Here is a 16,274-nt window from a genome sequence, read left to right as displayed (position 1 = left end):
GACCCCTTTTACCGGTTCATGCGTATTCTTTCCCGATACGCTTTTCCTGTCCGCATCAACCGTTTGGGAAGCTTCCGGCTCCACGCAGCGCTTGTTTGCGCCCGCGTGTTGTACGATAGCAACACGCCGCCACACCTCAGCAACAAAAAAGGGCGGACATCCAATTGGATGCCCGCCCCTTCCGCGCCAACAATCCAATCGGATCAGTAGCGATAATGATCCGGCTTGAACGGCCCTTCGACCGGCACGCCGATATAGCTCGCCTGCTTCTCGGTCAGCTTGCTGAGCTTCACGCCCAGCTTTTCGAGGTGCAGCGCCGCGACCTTTTCGTCGAGGTGCTTGGGCAGAACGTACACTTCGTTCTTGTAGTTCTCGCCCTTGGTCCACAGTTCGATCTGCGCCAGCACCTGATTGGTGAAGGACGACGACATCACGAACGACGGGTGGCCCGTGGCGCAGCCGAGGTTCACCAGGCGGCCCTTGGCCAGCACGATGATCTGCTTGCCGTCGGGGAACTTCACCAGGTCGGTGCCCGGCTTCACTTCGTCCCATTCATAGTTCGACAGCGCCGCAATCTGGATCTCGCTGTCGAAATGGCCGATGTTGCAGACGATGCTCATCGGCTTCATCTTCGCCATATGCTCGGCGGTGATGACGTCGGCATTACCGGTCGCGGTGCAGAAGATGTCGGCGCGTTCGACCGCCTCGTCCATCGTCACGACCTCGAACCCTTCCATCGCCGCCTGCAGTGCGCAGATCGGGTCGATTTCGGTGACCATGACGCGCGCGCCGCCGTTGCGGAGCGACTGGGCCGAACCCTTGCCGACATCGCCGAAGCCCGCGACGCAGGCGACCTTGCCGGCCAACATCACGTCGGTGGCGCGACGGATCGCGTCGACCAGCGATTCCTTGCAGCCATAGAGATTGTCGAACTTCGACTTGGTGACCGAGTCATTCACGTTGATCGCCGGGAAGGGCAGCTCACCCTTCTTCGCGATCTCGTACAGGCGGTGGACGCCGGTGGTCGTCTCTTCCGACACGCCCTTCAGGTTCTTGACCGTCTCGGTCAGGTAGCCCGGACGCTTGGCGATGAACGCCTTCAATGCGCGCTGGAACTCGACTTCCTCTTCGTTTTCCGGCTCGCCCAGCGAAGCGCCGGCTTCGAGCTTCGCGCCCCACAGCGCAAACATGGTGGCGTCGCCGCCATCGTCGAGGATGATGTTGGCGGTCTGGTCGCCCCAGTTGAAGATGTCGCCGACATAGTCCCAGTAATCGGCGAGGCTCTCGCCCTTCACCGCGAACACCGGAATGCCCTTGGCCGCGATCGCGGCGGCGGCATGGTCCTGCGTCGAGAAGATGTTGCAGGTCGCCCAGCGGACATCGGCGCCGAGCGCCACCAGCGTCTCGATCAGCACCGCGGTCTGGATCGTCATGTGCAGCGACCCGGTGATCCGCGCACCCTTCAGCGGCTGCGACGCGCCGAATTCGTCGCGCAGCGCCATCAGGCCCGGCATTTCGGTTTCGGCGATCTCGATTTCCTTGCGACCGAAATCGGCGAGGGCAATGTCGCGAATGACGTAATCGGCCTGCTTGTCGGCGCCGGCAAGATTGGGGGCGGTAGCCATGGATACTCCTGGAGCTGTGCCGCGGGCGCGCCCGTGGCGGATGACTGCGCCTCTACCCAGCCGTCGGGCGAAACGCAAATGTGAATATAAAGATTTCTTTATATCTGTTTCGTGACGGTAGCGGGCGGCGGCTCGGCGACGGCGCGGTCATATGCGACGGGCAAGGTGATCCACTGGTGCAGCGTGCGCGGCTGGTCGACCTCGGCGATGCCAGTCGCCGGCCATTCGTCGCGGTCGGGCCACCATGCCGTGCCGAACATCCGGTCCCAGATGGTCGTGAACGCACCGAAATTGCGGTCGAAATGCTTGTGCTCGACCGAATGATGGATGCGGTGAAAGCGATTGTCGACGACGACCCGCGACAATGGCCCCAGATGCCAGTGGCTCGCCGAATGGAGGAACGCGCCCTGCAGGTGCAGCAGTACGAGCATCGTCGGCACCACCGGTCCCGCCTCGGACGCGATCAGGCTGGTCGGGATCGCGATCAGCAGGATCTGGACAAAGGGTTCGATCGGGTGATGATACGCATTGACCGCAGACAGTTCGCGGATCGAATGATGCACGGCATGATAGCGCCACAGCCAGCGATGCTGTGCACGGTGGCACCAGTAGAAGAAGAAGTCGTAGATCGCCGCCCCGACGATCGGTGCCACGACCCACGCGACCGGCCCGCCCCACCCCGCCCCGGTCGGCAGCGTCAGCAGCGGCGGAATGCCGATCGCGGTCCACAGCACGCGGAAGGCGGCGTAGGCGATGCCGCTGACCGCCAGCCAGAGCGCCCAGAACAACAGGCCCGGCAGCCGGCCGCTGAGCGACGATCGCTCGCGTGGAGTCAGCAACTCGACCGCCGTCATCACCGAAAATCCGAAGCCCATGACGCACAGCGTCGGCTTCATGCTTTCCCACAGGGCGGAGAGGATCGACATGCTCGAACCCCTAACCGCCCGCCCCTAACAAAGCCTTGTCAGGCGGTGCCGGCGCCGGGCGACAGCAACCGCGTATCGATCCCCGCCCGGTCGAACCCGGTGCGCCAGCGTTGTGCGGTCGGTACGTCGAACAGCAGCGCGGCATCGCCATCGACGTTCATCCAGCCATGGCGCGACATCTCGGCGTCGAGCTGTCCACCCTCCCAGCCGGCATAGCCGAGCGCGATCAGGAATCGTTCCGGCCCGGTGCCGGCGGCGATCGCGCGCAGCACGTCGACCGATCCCGACAGCGCCCATTTGCCGGCGACGTCGATCGTGTCCTGCCCGCCCCAGCCGGCATCGTGCAGCACGAAGCCGCGCCGCGTCTCGACCGGGCCGCCCTGATGGATCGGCACGTCGGGGGCTGCCCCCGGCTCGATTTCCAGTTGCGCCAGCAACGTGTGCAGCGTCAGCCCCTCGATCGTATCGCCGATGCCGACCCCCATCGCGCCATCGGCGTCGTGGCTGCACATCGCGATGGCGGCATGGTCGAACCGGCGGTCGCCGATACCGGGCATCGCCAGCAATATCTGTCCGGTCAGGAATCGGGTCTGGTCCATGGTAGTCCGAGGCTAATCGTCCCAAGCTCCGGGCGCCATGCTTGAAAACGATCGGGACCGCTCCCACGCTCCGCCCGTGCGCAGTGTTGCGTGCCAATTTTTCCCGGAGACGATGATGACGATCAAGATCGGTGACCGCCTGCCCGATGCCAAGCTGGTCAAGGCCACGCCCGACGGCCCCGATCAGGTGTCGACCACGGACTTCTTCGCCGGCCGCCGCGTCGCGCTGTTCTCGGTCCCCGGCGCCTTCACACCGACCTGCTCGGCCAAGCATCTGCCGGGCTTTATCGAACAGGCGCAGGCGTTCCACGACAAGGGCGTCGACGAGATCGCCTGCACCGCCGTCAACGACGCCTTCGTGCTCGACGCCTGGGCCAAGGCAGGTAATGCGGAAGGCAAGGTGACGATGCTGGCCGACGGCAATGCCGATTTCGCCAAGGCGACCGGGCTGGACATGGACAGCTCGGCATACGGCATGGGCATCCGGTCGAAGCGTTACGCGATGCTGGTCAATGACGGCGTGGTCGAGGCGCTGCACGTCGAAGCCCCCGGCGAGTTCAAGGTCAGCTCGGCCGAAAACCTGCTCGCCTCGATCTGACGCAGGGTGGCGGTTTCCATATCGGCGTGTCGGAACCGGTCGGGCGTTGCCGGGTTGATCGTTGGTTACGCAACCATATCGAACGCGAAAGGGAACCGTCATGACCAGCACGACGACCACCAAGCAAGCCGTGAACGACGCCGCCGACGCATCGGGCAGCTTCGCCGAAAAGGCGTCGGCCACCTATGCGTCGGCTAAGGAAAGCGTGAGCGACGCGGCCGCCAAATCGCGTGACGCGGTGGTCGATGCCGCCGGCAAGACCCGCGAGGCCGTCGCCGAAACCGCCAAGTCGACTGCCGAGACGGTGAAGGCCCATCCCGCTGCCACCGCCGCGATCGTCGCCGGCGCCGCCGCCGCGATCGCCGGTGCCGCCTTCGGCGCATCCAAGCTGATCGAGAAGAAGCGCGAGGCGGACGCCAAGGGCGATGTGCCGAAGGTCACCCCGTCGGCGACCTGATCGTCTCCGACCCGGCGCACTGCCCGTGCGCCGGGTCTTGACCTGCCGCGTCGGATCGCCCTAGCCACGGTCGATGACGCAGGCTTCCGATATCGTCGCCGAACTCGATCGGCTCTACACCGCTTCCGTGGCGCGGCTGCGTGCGGCGCTCGACCGTTACCTGACCGATGGCACCCGCCCGCCTTCCTCGGCGCGTGTCGACGGCTCGTTCGCCTATCCCGAGATCCGCCTGACCCATCGCGGCGGCAGCGACAAGCCGATGCCCTCGCGCGCCTATGGCCGGCTGACTACGCCCGGCGAATACCGGATCAGCGTGACCAAGCCGGCGATGTTCGCCGCCTATCTGACCGAACAGCTCGACCTGCTGATCGCCAATCATGACGTCACGGTCGAGGCAGTTGCCGGGCGGCAGGAAATTCCCTTCCCCTATGTGCTCGATGCCGGCCATGCGCTCAGCCTCGACGCGGTGTCGGCATCCGAACTGGCGCGCTTCTTCCCCGCGACCGAACTGGCGCATATCGGCGACGAGATTGCCGACGGCCTGTGGAACGCGCATGACGATAGCCGTCCGCTGGCGCTGTTCGACGGCTTGCGCACCGATTTCTCGCTCGCCCGGCTGCGCCATTACACCGGCACCCCGCCCGAACATATTCAGCGCTACGTGCTGTTCACCAACTATCACCGCTATGTCGACGAATTCGTCCGCTGGGCCGGCGAGCAGCTGAAGCCCGCCGCCGACGGCACGCCCAGCCGCTATACCGCGCTGTCGGGCGCAGGTGGCGTGCTCGCGACTGCCGAGGACGATGCCGAACGTATGGTCAGCGACAGTGCGTGGCGGCGGCACCAGATGCCGGCCTATCACCTCGTTGCGGCGGACGGCACCGGCATCACGCTGGTCAATATCGGCGTCGGCCCTTCCAATGCGAAGACGATCTGTGACCACCTCGCCGTCATGCGGCCCGAGGCGTGGCTGATGATCGGGCACTGCGGCGGCCTGCGCCCCAGCCAGCGGATCGGCGACTATGTGCTGGCGCACGCCTATCTGCGCGACGACCATGTCCTCGACGACGTGCTGCCGCCCGAAATCCCGGTCCCCGCCATCGCCGAGGTTCAGGTGGCGATGGCCCGCGCGGCGGAGATCGTGTCGGGCCAGTCGGGCGACGAACTGAAGAAACGGCTGCGCACCGGCACCATCGTCACCACCGACGACCGCAACTGGGAATTGCGCTTCAGCCGCTCGGCGTTGCGCTTCTCGCTGTCGCGCGCGGTCGGAATCGACATGGAATCGGCGACGATCGCGGCGCAAGGGTATCGCTTCCGCGTCCCCTATGGCACGCTGCTGTGCGTCTCGGACAAGCCGCTGCACGGCGAACTGAAACTGCCGGGACAAGCCAACCGCTTCTACGAACGCGCGATCAACGAACATATGCGCATCGGCATCGAAGCGTGCGAACAGCTGCGGCTGGAAGGCGCCGGCCTCCACAGCCGCAAGCTGCGGGCGTTCAACGAACCGCCGTTCCGGTAAGACCCAAGGCAGAACTACTGCGGACCGCCACGGTACCGTGTCCCCGCGAAGGCGGGGACCCAGGGCCAGATGCGCAAGCCGTTGTAATATCTGGTTCTGCCCCCCCCCGCCTTCGCAGGGGTACGGATAGGTCTCGGCCACGCCGGGGGGGTGGCAAGCGAGCCCCAAGAAGCTCGCGTCCCTAAACCTTGTACCGATCCGTCGGGATATGCGCCTCGCTCGCCGCCGCGCTTTTGTGGAACAGCGCCTTGTCCTCGGGCCGGAACGCCCAGCGCCACAGTACCGCGAAATAGATGCCGAGCATGATCGGGATACCGAACAGCAGCTCCGCCCATTCATAGCGTTTGGGCAGGCGCATGATGAGCGACCCGGCCACCGTCGCCGCCAGCACCGCCCACATGAACGCCGGCCGGAAATCGCGAACGCTGACGCCCAGCAGCTTCGACAGCAGCCCCGACTTGATGATCGACCCCAGCCCGACCGACGTACACAGCGCCATCGCCGGCCCCACCGCGGCATAATTTTGCGGCAGGCCCAGCGCGCGCATCAACGCGACCAGCGCGAAGCTCAGCACCACCTGAAACGTCAGCAGCCCCAGCGAGATCATCAGGTTGCGGTGCCGCGCGATATAGACCAGCGCCGCTTCCGACACCGCGCCCTTCGCCGCCAGCACCTCGGCGATCAGCAGGAACGACAGCGCCCCCGCCCCGCTGACGAACTCGCGCCCGACGACGCCCATCACCCCCGATGCCGGGATACTGCCGGCCAGCGCCAGCGCCGCCTGCGCGGTGACGATCCAGAATCCGACTTGGCGCACCTGCCGCGCGACCGCCGGCTTGTCCCCGACGGCCAGGCTCTGGGTGATGACCGGCCCCAGCACCGGATCGAAGCTGGTCTTCAGCTTCTGCGGCAGCGACGCGACCTGCTGCGCCATGTAATAGATGCCGACGATCGCCGGTCCGAACAACAGGCCCAGGATGAAGCGATCGACGTTGCGCGTGCCCCATTCGATCGCGTCGGCTCCGGCCAGCGGCATGTTGCGCTTCACCAGCGCCAGCATCGGCCGCAGATGCGGCGACCAACCATAGGGCAGGCCATAGCTGCGAATGAACGGCACGATCGACGCCGCCAGCGCCGCCGCCATCGACAGCACATAGCTCATGATGAGCCCGTCGCGCGTCGAATAATAGCTGAGTGCCCAAGCCGCGATCGAGATCGTCCACGGCTCGATCACCGCCCGCGCGGTCACCGCCGCCTTGACGTTTAGCCGATAGGCCAGCGCCGCCAGGCTGACGTCGGACCAGGCGATCGCAAAGACGATCAGCGGCAACAGCCGTTCGAACCCGATCACTTGGCTGTTCGGGTACATGATCTGCGGAAACACGAACAGCACCGCACTCGCCGCGACCGAGAGGATGAACGCGACCGCCAGCGCGTCCCACACGACATGGGCATGCGGCCGGTCGGTCGACGACAGCGCCTGCGCCAGCCCCCGCTTCAACCCCAATGTCGCGATCAGCGCCGCCAGTTCGACCACCAGCACCGCCAGCGCGAACCGCCCGACGATCTCGGGACCATAGATGCGCCCGGCGATGAACAGGAACGGCAGTCGGGCGACGAGCCGCAGGACGAACCCGAACACGTTCGTCCGCCCGCCCTTGGCAAGTGCGGCGATGTCGTCGGTGGGCTGGGTCGGCGCGTCGGTCATGCGGCGCGCGGGGGCTGGATCATCGCCGCGTCATACGCGAGGGCGGCGGCTCCCCATAGCCCCCCGTTGCGCTTTGGCGACGGGGTGCGGCTTGCGGGCAACGGTTGGACCGGTTGCTTCGTGTCAGAACGGCGGCGGAAATGCTTTCGACACGCTGGCGCGACCCGGCGTCCGCGGATGGACCTGTAATATGACGATGGCTGGCGTCTGCCCTTGCAGCGAAACGGCGAACCCATCGCCCGTTCGCGACATGATCCATGCCCTGCGACCGGCAAGTTCCCGGAGGATGGTCGCCCGCGACCGACAGAACCCTGCATCGCCGGTATCGTCCCGGCAATCGAACGCCACCCGGACGCGGCCGGTTCGGACGCGTTCGAATTGAGCCAGTGCCGCCAACCCCCTCATCTGGTCTATGCCGGGGTTCAAATGAACATAGTCCGTCGTCGGGCATGCCGACGTCGCGGTCAGCGCGACCTCCGTCATGGCGTAGACGGTATCAAGGACGAACGGCCCTCGCCGCTCGAGCGTCGGCGAACGAAAACTGGCCCGCCACCGATGCCGGGCGCAACCGCTACCGTTCCGCACCGGTTGTTCGATCAGGTCGCGGTCGACAAATCCCGGTGGTGCTATATGCCCCGGTTCGACCTTGACGACGGCCGCGATCGGTTCGTGTGTCTTGCCGGCCAAGACCGCCGCCCCCGCTTCCGCTGGCACCATTTGATCGACCGCCGCTACCGTCGGCGCCGTTTGCAGGACCAATGCCAGCGCCAGCATCAATGCGCCGCGCCCCAGCTAGGCCCGGTCCCGATCTCCACGCCCAGCGGCACCGACAGTTGCACCACCGGCTCGGCCGCCGTTTCCATGACCCGACGGATCACCGGCGTCGCGGCCTCGACCAGCCCCTCGGGCAGTTCGAACACCAGTTCGTCGTGCACCTGCAACAGCATCCGCACCTCGCTCAGCCCCGCCTCGGCCAGCGCCGGACCCATGCGCGCCATCGCCCGCTTAATGATGTCGGCGCTGGTCCCCTGGATCGGGGCGTTGATCGCAGCGCGCTCCGCCCCCTGCCGTTCGTGCTGCACTTTCGACTTGATGCGCGGGAAATGAGTCTTGCGGCCGAACAGCGTCGTGGTGAAGCCGGTCGTGCGCACGCTCTGCGTCGTCTCGGCGATGTAGCGGTTGATGCCGGGGAAGCGGTCGAAATAGCGATCGATCATCGCCTGCGCCTCCTCAGCGGTCACGTCGAGCCGCCCGGCCAGCCCCCAGCGACTGATGCCATACAGGATCGCGAAGTTGATCGTCTTGGCCCGCCCGCGCGTGTCGCGGTTGACCTCGCCGAACAGCTCCTGCGCGGTGATGCTGTGAATGTCGTCGCCGCGCTCGAACGCGTCGCGCAGCTGCGGCACGTCGGCGATATGCGCCGCCAGCCGCAATTCGATCTGCGAGTAGTCGGCCGCCAGGATGACATTGCCCGGCTCCGCCACGAACGCATCGCGGATCTGCCGGCCGACCTCGGTGCGGATCGGGATGTTCTGCAAATTTGGATCGGTCGACGACAGCCGCCCGGTCTGCGCACCGGTCAGGCTGTACGACGTATGCACCCGCCCGGTCGCCGGATTGATCTGCGCCTGCAACGCATCGGTATAGGTGTTCTTGAGCTTGGTCAGCTGCCGCCAGTCGAGCACCTTCGCCGCGATCGCCGCCCCACCCGAATCAGTGTCGGCGGCGATCCGCTCCAGTTCGTTGACGTCGGTCGAATAGACACCCGACTTGCCCTTGCGTCCGCCCTTGATCCCCAGCGTCACGAACAGCACGTCGCCCAGCTGTTTCGGCGATCCGATGGTGAATTTCACGCCGGCCAGTTCATGAATTTCGCCTTCGAGCGCGGCGATCCGCGTCGAGAAATCGTCGGACAGCCGCGCCAATACCTGCGCATCGACCTTGATTCCCGCTGTCTCCATATCGGCGATGACGCGGACCAGCGGCCGGTCGACCATCTCGTACACCTTGGTCGCCTGCTCGTACGGCAGGCGCGGCTTGAACCGCCGCCACAGCCGCAGCGTCACATCGGCATCCTCGGCGGCATAGCGGGTCGCGGTCTTCAGATCGATTTCGCCGAAACCGACCTGCTTCTTCCCCGTCCCCACCACGTCCTTGTACGCGATGCAGCTATGCTGGAGGTGCGTCGCCGCCAGCTCGTCCATGCCATGCCCGTGCAGGCCCGCGTCGAGGTCGAAGCTCATCACGATCGTGTCGTCATAGGGCGCAACATCGACCCCCGCGCGCGACAGGACGATCATGTCGTATTTCAGATTATGGCCGATCTTCAGGACACTGGGATCCTCGAACAGCGGTTTCAGCGTCGCCAGCACCGCCTCGCGCGACAATTGCTCGGGACGCTCGGCGAACATGTCGGTCCCGCCATGCGCGATCGGCACATAGCAGGCGAGGTTCGGGTGCAACGCCATGCTGATCCCGACCAGTTCGGCGCGCGTCGCGTCCAGCCCCGTCGTCTCGGTATCGATCGCGACCCAGCCGTGATGCCGCGCCACCTGTACCCAGCGGTCGAGCGCGTCCTGCGTCACGACCGTCTCATAGCCGTCATGGTTGCAGGCCGGCTCATCCTCCTCGCCCCCCGGCGCCGCCGCGGGTGCTACCGGTTCGTCCGCAACGCTCGACAGCTTGGTGAGCAACGTGCGGAAGCCATGATGCTCAAGAAAGGCGCGCAACGGCGCCTCGGGTATCCCCTGCATCGCCAGCGCATCGAGCGGTTCGGGCAGCCCGCCATCGCATTTCAGCGTCACCAGCACCTTCGACAACCGCGCATTGTCGGCATGTTCGATCAGATTGTCGCGTAGCTTGCCCTTCTTCATCTCGGGCGCGGCGGCGAGCACCGCTTCGAGGTCGCCATGCTCGGCGATCAGCTTCGCGGCGGTCTTCGGCCCGACGCCGGGCACACCCGGCACATTGTCGACGCTGTCGCCCATCAGCGCCAGCACGTCACCCAGCTGCTCCGGCCCCACTCCGAATTTCTCGCGCACATGATCGGGGCCGAGCGTACGGTTGTTCATCGTGTCGAGCATGTCGACCGACGGATCGGTCATCAGCTGCATCAGGTCCTTGTCGGAACTGACGATCGTCACCGACCAGCCCTGGGCCAGCGCCGCCTGCGTATAGCAGGCGATGATATCGTCGGCCTCCAGCCCCTCCTCCTCGATGCACGGGATCGAGAAGGCACGGGTCGCGTCGCGGATCATCGGGAATTGCGGGACCAGATCCTCGGGCGGCGGCGGCCGGTGCGCCTTATACTGGTCGTACAGGTCGTTGCGGAACGTCTTCGACGACTTGTCGAGGATCACCGCCATGTGCGTCGGCCCGTCGGCCTTGTGCAGCGCATCGGCCAGCCGCCACAGCATCGTCGTATAGCCATAGACTGCCCCGACCGGCTCGCCATGCTGGTTGGTCAGCGGCGGCAGCCGGTGATAGGCGCGAAAGATATAGCCGGAGCCGTCGACGAGATAGAGATGGGGCATGGCGCGGAGATAGCAGCGCCGGTGCGCGCATGCGAGGGGTAGCGGCGCGGAACCCTCGTCGCCTGCCCCCTTGTGAAGGGCGATGTTTGCGCTACCATCATGTTCGACCGGAAAAATTCCGGCAATCGAGAGGGGATGACGATGGCGACGATCACGCGACGTGACGCAATGATACTCGGCCTTGGCGCGGCGGTTTCGGCTTGCGGCGGATCCAGCAGTTCCGGCGGATCGGTCAGCCCTGCGCCGTCACCGACACCCACCCCGACACCGACACCTACCCCTACGCCCACCCCTACGCCCACCCCCTCTGCCAGCCCTAGTCCGACGACCGGCATCGCGACCATCGCGGCGGCACGCAACATGCGCTTCGGATCGGCCTTCGCGTTCAGCACCGGAACCGATGCGGCATCCTTCACCAACCCGGACTATGCCGCGCTGCTTCGTCAGGATTGCAACATCCTGGTCCCCGAGAACGAGCTGAAGTGGGAAGCCGTTCGTCCCAGTGCGACGACGTTCGACTTCACCCGCATCGATGCGATGCTCGCCTCCGCCCAGAGCGCGGGTATCCCGGTGCGAGGCCACACGCTGCTGTGGTATCTGCAGGAGCGTTTCCCCGGCTGGCTGCGCAACTATGACTTCGGCAGCGATCCCAAGGCGGAGGCCAGCCGGCTGGTCCGCGAGCATGTGCAGACCGTGACCCGCCGCTTTGCCGGCCGCATCACCAGCTGGGACGTCATCAACGAAGCGATCGTACCGGCCACCGGCGCGCTCAGGACCAATGCGCTCGCCACCGCGGTCGGCAACGATACGTCGCTGCTCGACCTCGCCTTCATCACCGCACGGCAGGAACTGCCGACCGCCGAACTGGTCTATAACGACTATATGGACGCCGGCATGCCCAACCATCGGCAGGGCGTGCTGAACCTGCTGAAGGGGTTCAAGGATCGCGGCGTGCCGGTCGACACGCTCGGTATCCAGTCGCATCTCGGCTTCTATTCGCCCGACAGCGCACGTTCCATCGCCGACTATAACGTCAACAATATGAAGCCCTTTCTCGATCAGGTCGTGGCGATGGGGTATAAGCTGAAGGTCACCGAGCTCGACGTCAACGATACCCAGCGCGAAGGATCGATCGAGCAGCGCGACGCGGATTCGGCGCTGCTGGTCCGCGCCTATCTCGACCTTCTGATGAGCTATCCGCAGATGAACGAGGTGCTGACCTGGGGGCTGGTCGACAAATATAGCTGGTTGCAATCGAGCGAGTTCGGCATCCGCCGCGACGGCCTGCCCAAGCGCCCCCTACCCTATGCGTCCGATTACCGTCCCAAGCCGATGCGGGGGGCGATCGTCGATGCGTTCACCGCCACCACGCGGCGGGCATGACGCGGCAACCGATTGACAGTTGGGCAGGGTTGTGAAGAATAAGCCCCCAACGGGCAGATGCGGACGCCCGTTCAGACGGCTTCCGTCCAAGTTCCGCTCCACCGGCCGCGTCGCGCGGCCTTAGGAGCGTTTGTCTATGGAAGTCGCTGCCCCGTCCCGTCTCCCGACCATCGGCCTGTTCGCGCTGTTCCTCAAATTCCTGCGCTTCGGCTGCCTCGCCTTTGGCGGGCCGGTCGCGCAGATCGCGATGCTGCGGCAGGCGCTGGTCGAGGAGGAGCGCTGGATCGACAAGGGGCGGTTCAACCGCCTGCTCGCGGTATTACAGGTCCTGCCCGGACCCGAGGCACACGAACTGTGCGTCCATTTCGGCGTACTGGCGCGCGGGCGGATCGGCGGGCTCCTCGCCGGGCTCGGCTTCATGCTCCCCGGTTTCTGCCTGATGCTGCTGGTCGGCTGGCTGTACGTCACCGTCGTGCAGGGCAGCGTCGGCGTGACCGGCGTGCTGCTCGGCATTCAGGTCGCGATCCTGGCGGTGATCCTGCGCGCCGTAACGCGGATCGGGCAACATGTGATCGAGGACCGGCTGCTCGCCATGATCGCCGTTGCGGCAGCCGTCGCGACGCTGATCGGGGTGCCGTTCTGGATACCGTTGCTGGTCGGCGGCGCGGTCTATGCGGCGATGGCCCGCCCTGCACTGGCCGCGGCCATCGGCGTGGCCGGAGTCGTCGCGGCGATCGGCGCGATGCAGCTTGCCGCCCCCGCCCCGGCCGGATCGGTCGCGCAGCCGCTGACGATCTTTGCGCTGTTCGTCGCCGGGCTGAAGGGCGGGCTGCTGACCTTCGGCGGGGCCTATACCGCCATCCCCTATGTCCGCGCCGATACCGTCGGGCGCGGCTGGATCGGCGATGCCGCGTTCCTCGACGGGGTCGCCTTTGCCAACGTGATCCCTGCGCCGCTGGTGATCTTCGCGACCTTTGTCGGCTATGTCGCCGGCGGGCTGGCGGGCGCGCTGGCGATCACGCTCGGCATGTTCCTGCCCGCCTTCGCCTTCTCGCTGATCTTCTTCGAACGGCTGGAGGGGATCGTCGACGCGCCGTCGCTGCGCCACGCGCTGACCGGGGTTGCGGCGGCCGTGGTTGGGATCATCGCCGCGACCTTCGTGCAACTGGTGATCGCGACCGGAGCGCGGGTCGATGCGGTCGCGGTGGCGATCGGCCTGTTCGCGGTCGCGCTGGCGATGGCGTGGCGGTTGAAGGGCGGCTGGGTGACGCCGCTGATCGTCGCGGTCGGCGCGTTGGCCGGATGGCTGCTGCTGTAGCTTGACGCGGTTCGTCCGCCGCAAAAGATTGCCGGCGGGGGAATTTTTCATGCGTCTGAACATGCTGCTGCCGCTCGTCTGCGCGATGCTCGCGGCGACACCAGCCACTGCCAAGGAACTGAAGGTCGGCCAGCCCGCGCCGCCCATCGAACTGACGCTGGTCGATGGGACGAAGACGACGCTGGCCGAACATCGCGGCGAGGTCGTCATCATCAATTTCTGGGCGACATGGTGCGTGCCGTGCCGGGTCGAGCTGCCGTTGCTCGACGGCTATTACCGGCAGGTGCGCAAACACCGGATGCAGGTGTTCGCGATCACGACCGAAGGATCGGTGCCGATCCACAAGATGAAGAACCTGTTCGCGACGCTGGCCATCACGCCTGCCAAGCGCGTCAAGGGCATGTCCGGCAGCCCGACCGCCGTTCCGACCAACTACATCATCGATCGTCGTGGCGTCGTCCGCTACGCAAAGGCCGGCGCACTGGATTTGGACGATCTGAACCGCGAGATCATTCCGTTGCTGAAGGAACCGGCTCCGGTCGATTGAGGCCCGGGTAGCGGTGCATAGGAAACGGCCCCGGAATCGCTTCCGGGGCCGTTTTGTTTCTTGGCCCGACGTGGCGAAGCCACGTCGTCGGTCCTTGCTTGTAGCAAGGCCGGCCGGGCGGACCTAGTGCGGCTCGGCGCAGCTGGCGCTACGCCTTTGCCCGGTCCGCCTGCCCGGCTCGCTCGCTCAGGCTGCCGCCTTCGCGCGCGATGCCTTCTTCCGCTCATGCGGGTCCAGATGCCGCTTGCGCAGACGGATGTTCTTCGGCGTCACCTCGACCATTTCATCGTCGTCGATATAGGCGATCGCCTGTTCCAGCGTCATCTTCTTCGGCGGGGTCAGGCGGATCGCGTCGTCCTTGCCGCCCGAGGCGCGGAAGTTGGTCAGCTGCTTCGCCTTCATCGGATTGACCTCGAGGTCATCCGTCTTGGCGTTCTCGCCGATGATCATGCCTTCGTACAGCGCTTCGCCGTGCCCGACGAACAGGATGCCGCGCTCTTCGAGCGGACCCAGTGCATAGCCCTGCGCTTCGCCGGCGCCGTTCGAGATCAGCACCCCGTTCTTGCGACCTTCGATCTGGCCCTTGTGCGGGCCATACTTCTCGAACAGCCGGTTCATGATCCCGGTGCCGCGCGTGTCCGACAGGAATTCGCCGTGATAGCCGATTAGGCCACGCGACGGTGCCGAGAAGGTGATGCGCGTCTTGCCACCGCCCGACGGACGCATGTCGGTCATCTCGGCCTTGCGCTGGTTCATCTTGTCGACGACCGTACCCGAAAATTCCTCGTCCACGTCGATCACGACGGTTTCGTACGGCTCGGTCTTGCCGCCATTCTCGTCCTCGCCGAACAGCACGCGCGGACGCGAGATGCCCAGTTCGAACCCTTCGCGGCGCATGGTCTCGATCAGCACGCCCAGCTGCAACTCGCCGCGGCCGGCGACTTCATAGCTGTCGCGATCCGACGCTTCGGTCACCTTCACGGCGACGTTCGATTCGGCTTCGCGGAACAGGCGGTCGCGGATCATCCGCGACGTCACCTTGCTGCCCTCACGCCCCGCCATCGGCGAATCGTTGACGGCAAAGCGCATCGACAGCGTCGGCGGATCGATCGGCTGCGCGTGCAGCGGCTCGGTGACCTGCGGATCGCAGATGGTGTTGGCGACGGTGGCGACGGTCAGGCCGGCAAGGCTGATGATGTCGCCCGCCTTCGCTTCCTCGACCGGCACGCGCTCGAGACCGCGGAACGACATGATCTTCGACGCGCGGCCGGTTTCGATCACGTTGCCGTCATTGTCGAGCGCGTGGATCGGCTGGTTCAGCTTCACCGTGCCCGAATTGACGCGCCCGGTCAGGATGCGGCCGAGGAAGTTGTCGCGGTCGAGCAGCGTCACCAGGAAGGTGAACGGTGCCTCTTCGTCGAGCGAGGGCGGCGGGACGTGCGAGACGATCGTCTCGAACATCGGCTGTAGCGTGCCTTCGCGCGCGTCCATGTCGGTCGAGGCATAGCCGTTGCGGCCCGATGCATAGAGCACCGGGAAGTCGAGCTGTTCGTCGTTCGCGTCCAGCGACACGAACAGGTCGAACACTTCGTCGAGCACTTCCTGGATGCGCGCGTCGCTGCGGTCGACCTTGTTGACCACGACGATCGGCTTCAGGCCCAGCGCCAACGCCTTGCCGGTCACGAACTTCGTCTGCGGCATAGCGCCTTCCGACGAATCGACCAGCAGGACGACGCCGTCGACCATCGACAGGATGCGTTCGACTTCGCCGCCGAAATCGGCGTGGCCGGGGGTGTCGACGATGTTGATGCGCACCGGTTCGCCACCGGCCGGCGGAACCCATTCGACCGAGGTCGGCTTGGCGAGAATCGTGATCCCGCGCTCCTTTTCGAGGTCGTTCGAATCCATCGCGCGTTCCTCGACGCGTTGGTTGTCGCGGAACGTGCCGGACTGACGGAACAACTGATCGACGAGCGTGGTTTTGCCGTGATCGACGTGGGCGATGATCGCCACGTTGCGAAGGCTCATGGTATTTCCTGGATCATGCGGGAGTGC

Annotated in this window: 13 protein-coding genes; 6 read left to right on the top strand and 7 right to left on the bottom strand. The window is 65.7% G+C overall.

The window, feature by feature from the left end; translation table 11 throughout:
• Positions 1–203: 203 nt before the first annotated feature.
• The 3 genes from ahcY to ACTHQV_RS02225 form a co-directional block, all read right to left on the bottom strand.
• Positions 204–1,625, bottom strand: coding sequence for an adenosylhomocysteinase (gene ahcY, locus ACTHQV_RS02235; protein ID WP_440488152.1), 1,422 nt, complete (start codon positions 1,623–1,625; stop codon positions 204–206).
• Between the two features lie 98 nt (positions 1,626–1,723).
• Positions 1,724–2,551 carry a sterol desaturase family protein gene (locus tag ACTHQV_RS02230; protein ID WP_440488151.1) on the bottom strand — a complete coding sequence of 276 codons (828 nt, stop codon included), beginning with the start codon at positions 2,549–2,551 and terminating at the stop codon, positions 1,724–1,726.
• A 38-nt stretch (positions 2,552–2,589) separates the two neighbouring features.
• Positions 2,590–3,150, bottom strand: a complete 561-nt coding sequence (locus ACTHQV_RS02225) for a YqgE/AlgH family protein (RefSeq protein WP_440488150.1) — start codon at positions 3,148–3,150, stop codon at positions 2,590–2,592.
• A gap of 115 nt (positions 3,151–3,265) precedes the next feature.
• On the opposite strand from ACTHQV_RS02225, the gene ACTHQV_RS02220 reads away from it, so the two are divergent.
• The 3 genes from ACTHQV_RS02220 (at position 3,266) to ACTHQV_RS02210 (ending at position 5,730) form a co-directional block, all read left to right on the top strand.
• Entirely contained in the window at positions 3,266–3,748 is a 483-nt protein-coding gene (locus tag ACTHQV_RS02220) for a peroxiredoxin (protein WP_440488149.1), read from the top strand.
• Positions 3,749–3,848: 100 nt separating this feature from the next.
• Positions 3,849–4,205, top strand: a complete 357-nt coding sequence (locus ACTHQV_RS02215; protein WP_440488148.1) for a hypothetical protein — start codon at positions 3,849–3,851, stop codon at positions 4,203–4,205.
• A gap of 73 nt (positions 4,206–4,278) precedes the next feature.
• Positions 4,279–5,730: an AMP nucleosidase gene (locus ACTHQV_RS02210; protein WP_440488147.1), complete on the top strand. Its 1,452-nt coding sequence runs from the start codon at positions 4,279–4,281 to the stop codon at positions 5,728–5,730.
• Positions 5,731–5,911: 181 nt separating this feature from the next.
• Here ACTHQV_RS02210 and ACTHQV_RS02205 read toward each other — a convergent pair whose 3' ends face one another.
• From ACTHQV_RS02205 to polA, 3 genes are all read right to left on the bottom strand, one after another.
• Positions 5,912–7,438, bottom strand: coding sequence for a lipopolysaccharide biosynthesis protein (locus ACTHQV_RS02205; RefSeq protein WP_440488146.1), 1,527 nt, complete (start codon positions 7,436–7,438; stop codon positions 5,912–5,914).
• Positions 7,439–7,561: 123 nt separating this feature from the next.
• On the bottom strand, positions 7,562–8,212 hold the full coding sequence (locus ACTHQV_RS02200) for a hypothetical protein (RefSeq protein WP_440488145.1): 651 nt from the start codon (positions 8,210–8,212) through the stop codon (positions 7,562–7,564).
• On the bottom strand, positions 8,212–10,971 hold the full coding sequence (polA, locus tag ACTHQV_RS02195) for a DNA polymerase I (RefSeq protein ID WP_440488144.1): 2,760 nt from the start codon (positions 10,969–10,971) through the stop codon (positions 8,212–8,214). Before polA ends, ACTHQV_RS02200 begins: the two co-directional genes overlap by 1 nt.
• A gap of 360 nt (positions 10,972–11,331) precedes the next feature.
• On the opposite strand from polA, the gene ACTHQV_RS02190 reads away from it, so the two are divergent.
• From ACTHQV_RS02190 to ACTHQV_RS02180, 3 genes are all read left to right on the top strand, one after another.
• Positions 11,332–12,354: an endo-1,4-beta-xylanase gene (locus ACTHQV_RS02190; protein WP_440488143.1), complete on the top strand. Its 1,023-nt coding sequence runs from the start codon at positions 11,332–11,334 to the stop codon at positions 12,352–12,354.
• Between the two features lie 136 nt (positions 12,355–12,490).
• Positions 12,491–13,672 (top strand): chromate efflux transporter, encoded by a 1,182-nt coding sequence (gene chrA, locus ACTHQV_RS02185; RefSeq protein WP_440488142.1) that lies wholly within the window; start codon positions 12,491–12,493, stop codon positions 13,670–13,672.
• Positions 13,673–13,721: 49 nt separating this feature from the next.
• A complete protein-coding gene (locus ACTHQV_RS02180) occupies positions 13,722–14,219 on the top strand; it encodes a TlpA family protein disulfide reductase (protein ID WP_440488141.1) in 498 nt (165 codons plus the stop codon).
• Positions 14,220–14,405: 186 nt separating this feature from the next.
• Here ACTHQV_RS02180 and typA read toward each other — a convergent pair whose 3' ends face one another.
• Positions 14,406–16,247 (bottom strand): translational GTPase TypA, encoded by a 1,842-nt coding sequence (typA, locus tag ACTHQV_RS02175; protein WP_440488140.1) that lies wholly within the window; start codon positions 16,245–16,247, stop codon positions 14,406–14,408.
• Positions 16,248–16,274: the final 27 nt, after the last annotated feature.

Origin of the sequence: Sphingomonas sp. SAFR-052, from assembly GCF_051965015.1 — a bacterium.
Lineage (GTDB): Bacteria > Pseudomonadota > Alphaproteobacteria > Sphingomonadales > Sphingomonadaceae > Sphingomonas.
Note: the sequence above shows the minus strand (reverse complement) of the source record. Positions and strands in the feature narration are given on the sequence as shown.